Below are 11482 nucleotides of genomic sequence, written 5' to 3'. Positions count from 1 at the left end.
CGCGGCGCCCAGTGCGTTCAACTGCCACGTTTTTTCTTGCTTGAATCGCGAACTAATCCTTTACTTAACGTAAGGGGCGATTTTGCCGTTCGGTCGACCCTTGTCAGGGACAGGGACGGACAAAGGGCGCTGGGGAGCACCCTTGAGGGAGCCATTTTGCAGCAACACGCGGGGACAACCTCTGGCGAGGCGACGGGCTCGGTATTTCTGGATTCCGAAACCCTCGGCAGACTGAAAGCGGGGACCGACCGGTCGCATGTGTCGCAGGCTTGGCTCGACGCTATGGCGCGGCAGGTTACGGGTCTGGAGCAGGGGCTGGTGGTGCTTGCGGGGATCGGGCGGAGCCGCTTTGAGCCTGCCGGGGTCTGGCCCGAGAATGCAAAACCGAAACGCGAATTGATGGCCGCCGTGGACGGCGCGATCCATGCCGAGCGGATGGTGATCGAAACGCTGAGCGAAGGCGGCGCGGCCATCGCGGTGCCGATCCGGATGGAGGGCCATCTGCGCGGCGCAGCGGCAATCCAGATCGGCGCGAACCCGGACGCGCGCACTGACCTGGCAATTGATCAGCTGCAATGGGGCACGGGCTGGCTCGAGGCCTTCTTGCGCCGGAAGCAGGGCGGCTCGGGCGACAGCCTCGCCTCGGTGATCGAACTGCTCGCCACCAGCCTGCATTACGACCGTTTCACCGAAGCCGCGACCGCGGTGGCCTCGGAACTTGCGGGTGTGCTGAATTGCGAACTGGTCGCGATCGGCCTGACGCGCGGGCGTCATGCGCGCGTGCGGGCGCTGTCGAACTCGGCGAGCTTCGGCAAGCGATCCAACCTCGTGCGCGCCATCGAAGCCGCGATGGACGAGGCGATCGATCAGCAGGCGGTGCTGAGCTATCCGCCACCCGAGGACGGGGGCGAACGGGTGCTGCGCGCCCATGCGACACTGTCGGAGATCGAAGGTGGGGCGACGCTCTGCACGGTGCCGCTGACCGAGGACAAGAAGCTGGTCGGCGCTCTGGTGCTGGAACGTCCGGCGGACGAGCCGTTCGGGCGCGACACGATCCAGATGGCGGAATATGCGGGGGTGTTGCTGGGCCCGGTTCTGGCGATCAAGCGCCGCGAGGATCGTTGGCTGCCCGCGAAGACATGGGATGCCAGCGTCAATACGTTCAAGGCGCTGTTCGGCCCCAATCACGCGGCCCTGAAGCTGGCCGCGATTGCGTTGGTCGCTTTGCTGGCTTTCGCGTGGTTCGCCAAGGGCATGTATCGCGTGACCGCCGATGCGACGGTCGAGGGCCGTATCCAGCGCGCGATCTCGGCACCCATCGAAGGCTATCTGGCCGAGGCCGATGCGCGCGCGGGCGATATCGTGAAGGCGGGCGAGGTGATGGCCAAGCTCGACGATCGCGACCTGCGGCTCGAGCGGCTGAAATGGGAAAGCCAGAAATCCAAACAGAGCCGCGAATATTCGCAAGCCATGGCCAAGCGCGAGCGCGCCAAGGCGCTGATCCTGCAAAGCCAGATCGAACAGGCGGATGCGCAGATCGAACTGCTCGATCAGGAAATCGGACGGATGGTGATCAAGGCGCCCTTCGACGGGGTCGTAGTCTCGGGTGATCTGACGCAGGCGTTGGGAGCCCCGATCGGGCGCGGCGACGTGCTGTTTCAGGTCGCCCCGCTCAACGACTACCGCGTGATGCTGCGCGTGGACGAGCGCGACGTGAAGGACGTAAAGGCGGGCGAGAGCGGGGCGCTGGTGCTCGCCTCGCTGCCCGACACCCCGATCGAAGTGAAGGTCGACCGGGTCACGCCGATCTCCAATGCCGAAGCCGGGGCGAACAAGTTCCTCGTCGAGGCCTCCGTTACCGACGGGCCGATCAACGCGCTGCGCCCCGGTATGGAAGGGGTCGCCAAGATCGAGGTCGAGGAACACCGCCTGGTCTGGATCTGGACCCGGCGGATCGTTCTCTGGGTGCGCATGACGCTCTGGTCCTGGTGGCCGTGACATGGCCACCTCGCTCTTCTCTCCGTCCTGGTATCGGGTGAAGGATCTCAAACCGCGCCTGCGCAGGCATGTCGCGGTTCATCGGCATGACTATCGCGGGCGCGTCTGGTTCGTGATCCAGGACATCGCGACGGGGCGCTTCCATCGCATCTCGCCAGCCGCCTGGCGGCTGGTCGGGCTGATGAACGGCAAACGCACGATGGACGAGCTGTGGAACACCACCAACGAGCAGCTTGGCGAGAAGGCCCCCACGCAGGACGAGGCGATCCGGCTGATGGGGCAGTTGCACGCCGCCGATGCGCTGATCTGTGACGTGCCGCCCGACGGGCGCGAGCTGTTCCGCCGCTACCAGCGCCACCAGTCGATGCAGATCAAGCAGAAGATCTGGTCGCCGCTCGCCGTCCGAATCCCGATCTGGGACCCGGACGCGTTTCTCACCCGCACCATGCCCTTCGTGCGCCCCTTCTTTACCCGCACCTTTGCGGTGATCTGGGTGCTGGTGGTGCTCGCGGGTTTCATCTTCGCCGCGATCAATTTCGGCGCGATCACCGACAACATCGCGGACCGGGTGCTGACGCCGAAGAACCTCTTCGTGCTGTGGCTGGTCTATCCGGTGGTGAAGGCGTTTCACGAATTGGGCCACGGATATGCGGTTAAGAAGAACGGCGGCGAGGTCCATGAAATCGGGATCATGCTGCTGGTTCTGGTGCCTGTGCCCTATGTCGACGCCTCCGCCGCCTCGGCACTGCGTGACAAGTATCAACGGATGCTGGTCGGAGGGATCGGGATCATGGTGGAGCTGTTCCTCGCCTCGATCGCGCTCTTCGTCTGGCTTAATGCCGAGACCGGCGCGGCCCATGCGGTCGCCTATAACGTGATGCTGATCGGGGGCGTCTCTACGCTTCTGTTCAACGGCAACCCGCTCTTGCGCTTCGATGGCTATTACGTCTTCGCCGATTGGCTGGAGATCCCCAATCTTGGCCAGCGCGCGAACCGCTACTATGCCTATCTCGCGCAGAAATACCTGTTCGGGATGAAAGAGGCGGAACCCGTCACCTCGCTGCCCGCCGAGAAACGCTGGTTCCTGTTCTACGGGATCGCCGCCTTCATCTATCGCCTCTTCATCATGTTCGCGATCATCACCTATATCGCCGGCCGCTTCTTCTTCATCGGGGTGCTGCTGGCAGCTTGGGCGATCACGACGCAGATCCTCGTGCCCATAGGCAAATCCATGTCCTTTCTGTCTTCCAGTCCGAAACTCCGCTCCAACAGGCCGCGTGCGATCCTCGTGACGAGCGGGCTCATCGCCGCGCTTTTCGTGATCCTTTTCGTGCTGCCAGCACCGTATAGATCCGTGGTGAGCGGGGTGACATGGCCTTCCGAGCAGGCGCAGGTGCGTGTCGGAACCAGCGGCTTCGTGACGGAGGTACCGGTCGCGACCTATGACGCGGTCAAGCCGGGCGAGGTGATGATCAAGCTCGACGATCCGCTGCTGCGCGCGCGGCTCGAGGTGCTGGACTCGCAACTTGCGGGGCTGGAGCTGCAGCGTCAGGCGGCGGTGCGCACCGACCGGGTCGAGGCGGAGATGATCGCAGCCGAGATTTCCGCGACCCGCGAAGACCGCAACCGGCTGGCCCAGCAGCTGGACGAATTGTCGATCCGCGCACCGCGCGCAGGTCTGGCCGTGGTGCCCAATGGCGAGGATCTGCAGGGAAGGTTCGCCAAGCGCGGGCAGGTGATCTCCTACGTTCTGACCGAGGAAGACACGGCGGCGTTGCGCGTTGTCGTCGGTCAGGACGATGTCGATCTGGTGCGCAACGCGACGGGCCGCGTCGATGTGATGCCGGTCGAATATGGCGGCGAGAGCTATCCCGCGACCATCGTGCGCGAAGTGCCCGGCGGCATCCGCGACCTGCCGACGCCCGCGCTGGGGCTGCAGGGCGGCGGCACGGTTCCGGTCGATCCGGGCGACACCAAGGGGCTGCGCACGCTGCAACGGGTCTTCGAGTTCGAGCTGGAGATGGCCCCCGACGCCGCGCTGCCGCTGCTGGGTCGGCGCGTCGAGGTGCGTTTCTCTCACGGCACTCTGCCGATCGGGTTTCAGGCCTACCGAGCGCTGCGCCAGCTGTTCCTGAGGCTCTACGATGTCTGAGATACTCGTCCAGCGCCCCGGCCTGCTGACCGCCTTCTACCCCGAGCGCGAGGATGAACGCCTCGGCACGCTCGACCGGGTGATGGCGAGCGCGGTGGGGCGGGTGTCGCAGTTCTTCTCGGTCAAATCGGCGGCGGGCGCGGGTTTCCTGCGGCGCGTCGCGAAAGAGGAGAAGGCGCTTGCGAAGCTGGAGGCGCATGCCTTCAACGCGGCCCGCGTCGAGGTCGCGCAGAAGCTGCGGGTGAAGGGGTTGCGCGCCGATCTGGTGGCCCGTGCCTTCGCGCTGGTGCGCATCCAGTCCGAACGTTCGCTTCAGATGCGCCCCTTCGACGTGCAGCTTCTGGGCGGGCGCGCGATGCTGCGGGGCCGGATCGCCGAGATGGATACCGGCGAGGGCAAGACGCTGACCGCGACGCTGCCCGCCGCGATCATGGCGCTGTCGGGCGTCCCGGTGCATATCGTGACGGTGAACGATTTCCTTGCCGCGCGCGATGCGGAATGGATGGGGCCGCTCTATCGGGCTTTGGGGCTCAGCGTCGGCGTTATCATCGAAGGGCTCAGCCCCGAGGAACGCCAGGCGGCCTATGCCTGCGATATTTGTTACTGCACGAACAAGCAGTTGGCTTTCGATTACCTCAAGGACCGGCTGGTGCTGGAGGGCGAGACCCGCGCGCTGCATATGGCGCTGGAGGGGCTGTCGAAGACCGATCCGAAACGGCAGCGGTTGCTGATGCGCGGGCTATGCTACGCGATCGTGGACGAAGCGGACAGCGTGCTGGTCGACGAGGCGCGCACGCCGCTGATCATCACCCGGGCGTGCGATCATTCGGGACTGGAGCAGACCTATCAGCGCGCCGTCGAGATCGGGCGCAAACTGACCCGGCCGCGCGATTTCACCGTGCGCGAGAAGGAATGGAAGGTCGAACTGACCGATCTGGGCAAGGCGCGGCTGCGCCAGCTCGGCGCGCATTTCGGGGGCGTCTGGGCGACCGAGATTCACCGTGAGGAACTGGCGCGGCAGGCGCTCTCGGCGCTGCATCTTTATCACCGCGACAAGCATTACATCGTCGATGAGGCGGGCGTTCAGATCGTCGACGAATATACCGGCCGGGTGATGTCCGACCGCTCGTGGGAGCGCGGGCTACACCAGATGATCGAGGTTAAAGAGGGCTGCGAGATTACGGGGCGGCAAGAGACGCTGATCCGCATCTCCTATCAGCGTTTCTTCCGCCGCTATCTGACGCTGGCAGGCATGACGGGCACCGCGGCCGAAGTCTCCGGCGAGCTGCGCGCGGTCTACCGTCTGCGCACGAAACGCATACCGACGAACCGCCGCTCACGCCGTAAGAACTTGGGCGAGCGGCACTACGCGACTGCCGATCAGAAATGGCGCGCCGTGCTGGCCGAGGCCAAACGCGTTCACATGACGGGCCGCCCGATCCTGATCGGCACGCAATCCATCGCCGCCTCTGAAGAGATCAGCGCGCTCCTGACCGAAGAGGGGCTGACGCATCGCGTGCTCAACGCCCGCGAGACCGAGCACGAGGCCCATATCATCGCCGAAGCGGGCGGGCATGGGCGGATCACGGTCGCGACCAACATGGCCGGGCGCGGCACCGATATCCGCATCGATCAGCAGATGAGCGCCCTTGGCGGGCTGCATGTCATCGCGACGGGCCGCCATGACGCGCGCCGCATTGATCGTCAGCTTTTCGGCCGCTGCGGACGGCAAGGCGATCCGGGCAGTTTCATCACTTTCGTCTCGCTCGAGGACGATTTGCTGCGGGTCTTCTACGGCACACGGCTCTCCAGCCTGATCCGCACTTTTTCGGGCGGGAAGGGACGTGTGCCGTGGCTGATCGGCGCGCCCGTGACCCGGCTTGCGCAACGTGCGACCGAAGCGCGCCATTCGGGCGTGCGCAAAGCGCTTCTGCGCGCCGACGACAATCTCGAAGACCTGCTCGCCTTCAGCGGCAGGGGCAACTGAAAGGGACCACCCATGCGGCTTACTTCCATCACCCTTCTTTTGGCCCTCGGTCCCGGTGCGGCGCTCGCGCAGGATCAGGAGCGCTTCGATTGCCTGATCGACCCGGGGCAAGTGCTCGAGATCGGCTCGGCGGTGGACGGTGTGATCGATCAGGTTTTCGTCTCGCGCGGGGATACGGTGAAGAAGGGCGACCCGATCGCGAAGCTGGAATCGAAGGCGGAAGAGGCGCAGCTGACCTATGCGAGGGAACGCGCGCAGGATGAGGGGCCGATCGACATCGCGCGCTCCAAGGTGGCGCTGCTGCAAAAGGCCGCCGACCGCGCGACCGAGATGGGCAAGCGTAACGTGATGGCAGATGCGCAGGTGCAGGAGGCGCAGACCAATGCGGAGGTCGCGCAACTGGAGCTGCGCTCGGCCCAGATGGACCAGCATCTGGCGAAGCTCGATCTGCAGAGGGTGGAGGCGCAGCTGGCGCGTCGCGAAATCCGCTCACCGATCGACGGGCTGGTGATCACGCGGATGATGGGGCCGGGCGAATATGTCTATTCGCAAGCGCCGATCGCGCAGCTCGCGCAGATCGACCCGCTGCATGTCGAGGTCTTCCTGCCGACCGCGATGTATGACCGGGTCAAGAAGGATCAGGTGTTGAAGGTCTATCCTGCCGCGCCCGTGGGCGGCGAATACGACGCGACGGTGAGCGTCGTCGACAAGGTTTTCGATGCGGCCTCGGACACGTTCGGGGTGCGTCTCGCGCTGCCCAATCCCGAGGGCAAGCTGCCCGCCGGGATCGACTGCACCGTGGGTTTCGCCGCCGAGTGAGCGTGACGGTCCCGGGCGGGGCCGTCGCTCAACGCCTGTGCTGCGCGTTCATCGCTGGAAGCAGTTTGCTTTCTTGCCGAAACCGGCGGGCGAGCAAATCCATTTGCCCTTGCCGATGAACCGGGTCTGAACGACGCGCGGGGTCGCTTGCGATTTGCTGGTGCGCCCGGCGAGCCAGTCGAACTTGGCGCTGCCATGCCCGGCCGTGCTCTTGGCGGCGACGCGGATCGGTTTGAGATCCAGCATGCCGGCTTGTTGCGCATGGGCGCTGCTCAGCGGGGCAGCAAAGATCAGGCCGGCCACGACAAGGCGGGCCGCTTTCACGGATAAAAACGTCATCGGAACTGTAATCCTGTCTGCTCGTGTTGCGGTCTGGCCCTTCCCATCTGCGCGGAAGAGGGCCGATTGCGTCCTCATGCAGAAGGATTGGTCGATCCCAGCCTATGGGTCAAGTTGGTAGGTGACGTGGCGGGAAGCAGGCAAGATCATGGCAAATCGCAAAAGTGCCGCGCGGGAGGATTTCCCGCGCGGCATCAAGGTCTTGTCTAGAGGTGGTGTGATAGGCGAAAACTCGCCACTATCCGTGGTGGATTACGTCAAAACCTGATTTTTGATTCGCCAATCCGGGGCGCCGAACCCTTCCGGCCACGGATAGACCTCGCGCTGGTTGAAGTAGCTGACGCCGACGAGGCTCGGATAATCCGACAATTCCTGACGGACGCGGTCGCGCCACATCGAAACATAGGACTGGTTTCCGACATAGCCGAGCTCGGCCACCGCGACCGGTTTGCCATAGGTCGCCGCCCGAGCGTAGCGGGGCGCGAAGATGTCGTCGAAGGTCTGATCGCGCCCGAACTTGGCCTGATCCCAGGCCTGCAGTCCGAAGACCGTGAGCCCGACGATATCGGCGTAATCGTCGCCCGGGTAATAGTCGCCCATGTTCTCGTCGCCCAGCGGCGACCACATCAGGTTGATCTTCGGCGCCCGGTCGCGGGCGACGTCGGTCATCCGGCGATAAGCTGCGATGTAGTCGTCGGGGTTCCAGTCCGACCAGATGAACTGGCCGGACTTGTCGTCCATCTCATGGGCAAAGCGCAGGGTGACCGGGCTTTGCAGCGTCGCCAGCACATCGGCCACCGCGATCATGTTGGCGTCGTATTCGCCCCGCTCGATCCCGCGGCGCAGATATTGCGCGGTGTTGCGCTCTGAGCGCGACCATGTCCAGGGCTCCAGTGTCACCAGAAGTGCGCGGTTGCGTTCGAGCGCATAGCTATCGGCATCATTCAGCGACGGAAGGAAAACGTCCTCCCAGGGCAGGAACAGGTGTTCGATCACCACGCCCGACACATCCGCAAAATCACCATCGGGATCATAGACCCCGAACGGCAAGGAGCCGGGTGGCACACTGACATCCGCAGCGAATGCCGGTCGCGCCGATACGGTCAGTCCCAACGCCGCGGCACCGGCCATCACCTCGCGACGGGTCATCAGATCATAAGCCATTTCAGTCTCCTCCTTTTGGGTGCGAAGCCCCGTCACTTCCAGCTCGGTTTGATGAGGAACTTCGCTTGTCCCGGAGCGCCCATGCCGGCCCCCGAGACGATGTATTCGACCTTTGCGAGCTGAACCGATGTTAGCCCGATCGTGAGCGCGTAGACGCTTTCGCCGCCGCGGAGCCAAAGGGCTCCGAAACTCAGCGAGACGATGACGCTCAGTGTGCCCATCTGAACCGCCATGTCGCGGGGCCAGCCGCGCCAATCGATCTGAACGCGGCGCGCGCGAGCGCCGAAGATCACGCTCAGCAAGACGAAATAGAACGCGGCGTTGAACATGGAGAGGAGGTAAAACCCGCGCGCCTCGATGACGTTGTCCACCAAAAGAACCGGCAGCAAGGCCCCCAGGGCCAGCCCGCCATAGACGGCGATGATCCGCTCGGGCAGCATCGTCGAGGCCGCTTCGCCCTTCGGTGTGATCCGAAAATCGACGAATCTTCCCGATAGCCTGTCATAGATGGCCATGATGCAGCCCCATAGCACCCAAGGCCATTGCATCATCACGAAGAGCGCTTTCTCCCACGCGATGATCTTTGCATCGCGCGGACGGAAGAACTGATCTCGCCGCAGCATGAAGGCGAAAATCAGCGTCACGATGCCGGCGGGCAGCACATGTCCGATAAAGGCGGGGTAGGTCACGTCGGCAAAACGCATGTCGAAGCTGATCGCGATGATCGGGGCGATATACATCGTCGACATCGAAAGCGCGAAGAAGACATACCAGCTTTGGCAGAGCACGAAGAGGAACTTCAGCCGCCACGGCATTTTCCCGACATAGTACGGGGTATAGCGCAGAAGCAGGCTCAGCAGCGAGCGCGACCACTGGAATTCCTGGGTGATCAGGTCGGTCACCGTGGCCGGACCGTCGCCGATCGCAATCGCATCGATCGCGTGAACGCCTCGCCAGCCAGCCGCGTTCATCAGGAGTGTCGTCGAATGATCTTCTGCAAGTTCGGGACCTAGGCCGCCAGCTTCCTTCAGCGCAGAGGTGCGCACAGCGTAATGCGACCCGATGCACATCGGCGCCAGCGCTCCCGTATAGCCCATCTGCAAAACGCCGTGAAAGGCAGCCTCGGCATAGAGCCGCGTGCGCGAGGCCCAGCTTTCCTTCGCATTGGACGCACAGATCGACGGCGCACTGACATACCCCACCGCATCATCGGCGAAGGGGCGCAGCATCTCGCGCAGGTATCCCGGTTGCGGGACGTGATCCGCGTCGAGCTGGCTCACGATATCATAATCGCGATAGCCCCAATGGTCGTAGAAATAGGCGAGGTTGCCCTCTTTGCAGCGCGTCCGTCGCGGCCATTCCTTGCGATGGTACGCCTCGATGCCCTGGCGGCTGGACACCTTCACCCCGTGGATCTTGCACCATGCGAGCGTTTCGGGCGAGGGCGCCTCGTCGGCCAGCCACGTGTCATGCGGATAATCCTGTGCGAGCATCGCCTCCAGCGTGCGGCGGACAACCGAGAAGGGCTCAGACGGGGTTTTCGTGGTGATCATCGCTACGCGCCAGCGACCCGGCTCCGGCAGGGGGGAGACCGGTCGTAGCGCCTGCAGGAAGATCACGAAGAAATAGACCTGCATCGCCAGAAGCCAGATCAGCACCCCGGTGAGGATCAGATAAGGCACCGTGGCAAGGATATGCGACGGTGTGAGCCACCAGCTCCAGAAATAGACCGTGGCGAGCATCCAGAGCGCGAACAGCACCCGGTAGCGCAGCGCCTGTCTCGGGGAGAGGATCGGTGCCAGATGCCCCGCCGCGATTGCGGCCCGTATGTCGGGGCGCTGGATCATTCCGCGGCCGTCGCGATCGGGGGGGCGGCTTCGGATGCCGCGCCCGTCATTTCGGCCCGGAAATAGGCGATGGTCGGCACTAGGCCGTCGCGCAATGCGATCTCGGGATGCCAGCCTAGCCGGGTCTCGGCGCGGGTGATGTCCGGGCAGCGTTGCATCGGATCGTCGAGCGGCAGGTCCGAAACCACGAGTGGCGCCCGGCTATCGCACATGTCGCGCACGATATGGGCAAGCTCGGCGACGGTATATTCGCCCGGATTGCCCAGATTTACCGGATCGTGGCCGACCGTCTCGCTTTCCATCAGCGCGACCAGCCCGCTGATCAGATCGTCGACATAGCAAAGCGAGCGAGTCTGCGTGCCGCCGCCATAGAGTTGGAGCGGCGCGCCACGGATCGCCCGCGTGACGAAATTCGAGATCACGCGGCCGTCCTCGGGGTCCATCCGGGGCCCGTAGGTATTGAATATCCGCGCGATGCGGGTGTCGATGCCGCGGCTGGCCTGAAGGTCGTGGAACAGTGTTTCTGCCGCGCGCTTGCCCTCGTCGTAGCAGGCGCGGGGGCCGGTGGTGTTCACGCGTCCGCGATAGTCTTCGTGCTGGGGCGAGATGTCAGGATCGCCATAGACCTCGGAGGTCGAAGCCTGAAGAATGCGCGCGCCCTTCTCCTCGGCCAAGGTCAGAAGGTTCAGCGACCCGGCGATGCAGGTCTGGAACGTGTGCAGCGGATCGAGCTGGTATTTCGGCGGCGAGGCCGCGCAGGCGAGGTTGTAGATCCGGTCGATCTCGCCCTCGATCCGCAGCGGTGCGATGACGTCATGCCTGAAGAAAGTGAAATCGCGATGCTCCGACAGGTGGGCGATATTCTGTCGCCGCCCGGTCTGGAGGTTGTCGATGCAGATAACGTCGTGACCGGCCTCGATCAGCCGGTCGCACAGGTGCGATCCCAGAAACCCGGCCCCTCCGGCAACCAGACAACGCAACTGCCCCCGATGTCGGCGCGGCCGTGCCCAAGAGATATCTTGCGTCTCGAAACGTGGCAGATGCGTCATGTTCCCCCCCACAGAAGAACGGCAGCGACTGCCCAGTCCGGTTTGATATCGACTTAATCGCTTTGGGCCGGACCAGGCCCGTCGATCCCGATTACAGATACTTAAGAGGTTAGGGGGCGCCTTTTGC

At 64.1% G+C, this 11482-nt stretch carries 8 protein-coding genes; 4 read left to right on the top strand and 4 right to left on the bottom strand.

The features are described 5' to 3' along the window. Positions 1-156 precede the first annotated feature (156 nt). From B6V76_RS06005 to B6V76_RS05990, 4 genes are read left to right on the top strand one after another with little or no spacing between them, the layout of a single operon-like run. On the top strand, positions 157-1998 hold the full coding sequence (locus B6V76_RS06005) for an HlyD family efflux transporter periplasmic adaptor subunit (RefSeq protein WP_088718986.1): 1842 nt from the start codon (positions 157-159) through the stop codon (positions 1996-1998). A 1-nt stretch (position 1999) separates the two neighbouring features. Then, positions 2000-4150 (top strand): biotin/lipoyl-binding protein, encoded by a 2151-nt coding sequence (locus B6V76_RS19865; protein ID WP_075776044.1) that lies wholly within the window; start codon positions 2000-2002, stop codon positions 4148-4150. Beyond that, positions 4143-6137: a preprotein translocase subunit SecA gene (locus B6V76_RS05995; RefSeq protein WP_088726947.1), complete on the top strand. Its 1995-nt coding sequence runs from the start codon at positions 4143-4145 to the stop codon at positions 6135-6137. The genes B6V76_RS19865 and B6V76_RS05995 overlap by 8 nt, the downstream gene beginning before the upstream one ends. A gap of 12 nt (positions 6138-6149) precedes the next feature. Beyond that, positions 6150-6956 (top strand): efflux RND transporter periplasmic adaptor subunit, encoded by an 807-nt coding sequence (locus B6V76_RS05990; protein ID WP_088726946.1) that lies wholly within the window; start codon positions 6150-6152, stop codon positions 6954-6956. A 48-nt stretch (positions 6957-7004) separates the two neighbouring features. Here the strand turns inward: B6V76_RS05990 and B6V76_RS05985 are convergent, their stop codons facing one another. From B6V76_RS05985 to B6V76_RS05970, 4 genes are all read right to left on the bottom strand, one after another. After that, the gene (locus B6V76_RS05985; RefSeq protein ID WP_141104886.1) at positions 7005-7280 is read right to left on the bottom strand and encodes a hypothetical protein; all 276 of its coding nucleotides are present in this window, start codon (positions 7278-7280) and stop codon (positions 7005-7007) included. Positions 7281-7547: 267 nt separating this feature from the next. Continuing rightward, the gene (locus B6V76_RS05980; RefSeq protein ID WP_233243027.1) at positions 7548-8459 is read right to left on the bottom strand and encodes a glycosyl hydrolase; all 912 of its coding nucleotides are present in this window, start codon (positions 8457-8459) and stop codon (positions 7548-7550) included. Between the two features lie 32 nt (positions 8460-8491). Continuing rightward, a complete protein-coding gene (locus B6V76_RS05975; RefSeq protein ID WP_075776040.1) occupies positions 8492-10306 on the bottom strand; it encodes a glycosyltransferase family 2 protein in 1815 nt (604 codons plus the stop codon). Beyond that, a complete protein-coding gene (locus B6V76_RS05970) occupies positions 10303-11355 on the bottom strand; it encodes a UDP-glucuronic acid decarboxylase family protein (RefSeq protein WP_088726945.1) in 1053 nt (350 codons plus the stop codon). The genes B6V76_RS05975 and B6V76_RS05970 overlap by 4 nt, the downstream gene beginning before the upstream one ends. Between the last annotated feature and the right edge of the window lie 127 nt (positions 11356-11482).

This window comes from Thioclava sp. IC9, assembly GCF_002213225.1.
Taxonomy (GTDB): domain Bacteria; phylum Pseudomonadota; class Alphaproteobacteria; order Rhodobacterales; family Rhodobacteraceae; genus Thioclava; species Thioclava nitratireducens.
The sequence above is the reverse complement of the archived record's forward strand: the minus strand, read 5'-3'. Positions and strand labels throughout refer to the sequence as shown.

Excerpts from the sequence above, each read along its gene's own strand:
- B6V76_RS19865 (WP_075776044.1), top strand. The coding sequence starts at position 2,000 with ATGGCCACCTCGCTCTTCTCTCCGTCCTGGTATCGGGTGAAGGATCTC.
- B6V76_RS05975 (WP_075776040.1), bottom strand. The coding sequence starts at position 10,306 with ATGATCCAGCGCCCCGACATACGGGCCGCAATCGCGGCGGGGCATCTG.
- B6V76_RS05980 (WP_233243027.1), bottom strand. The coding sequence starts at position 8,459 with ATGGCTTATGATCTGATGACCCGTCGCGAGGTGATGGCCGGTGCCGCG.
- B6V76_RS05970 (WP_088726945.1), bottom strand. The coding sequence starts at position 11,355 with ATGACGCATCTGCCACGTTTCGAGACGCAAGATATCTCTTGGGCACGG.
- B6V76_RS05990 (WP_088726946.1), top strand. The coding sequence starts at position 6,150 with ATGCGGCTTACTTCCATCACCCTTCTTTTGGCCCTCGGTCCCGGTGCG.
- B6V76_RS05995 (WP_088726947.1), top strand. The coding sequence starts at position 4,143 with ATGTCTGAGATACTCGTCCAGCGCCCCGGCCTGCTGACCGCCTTCTAC.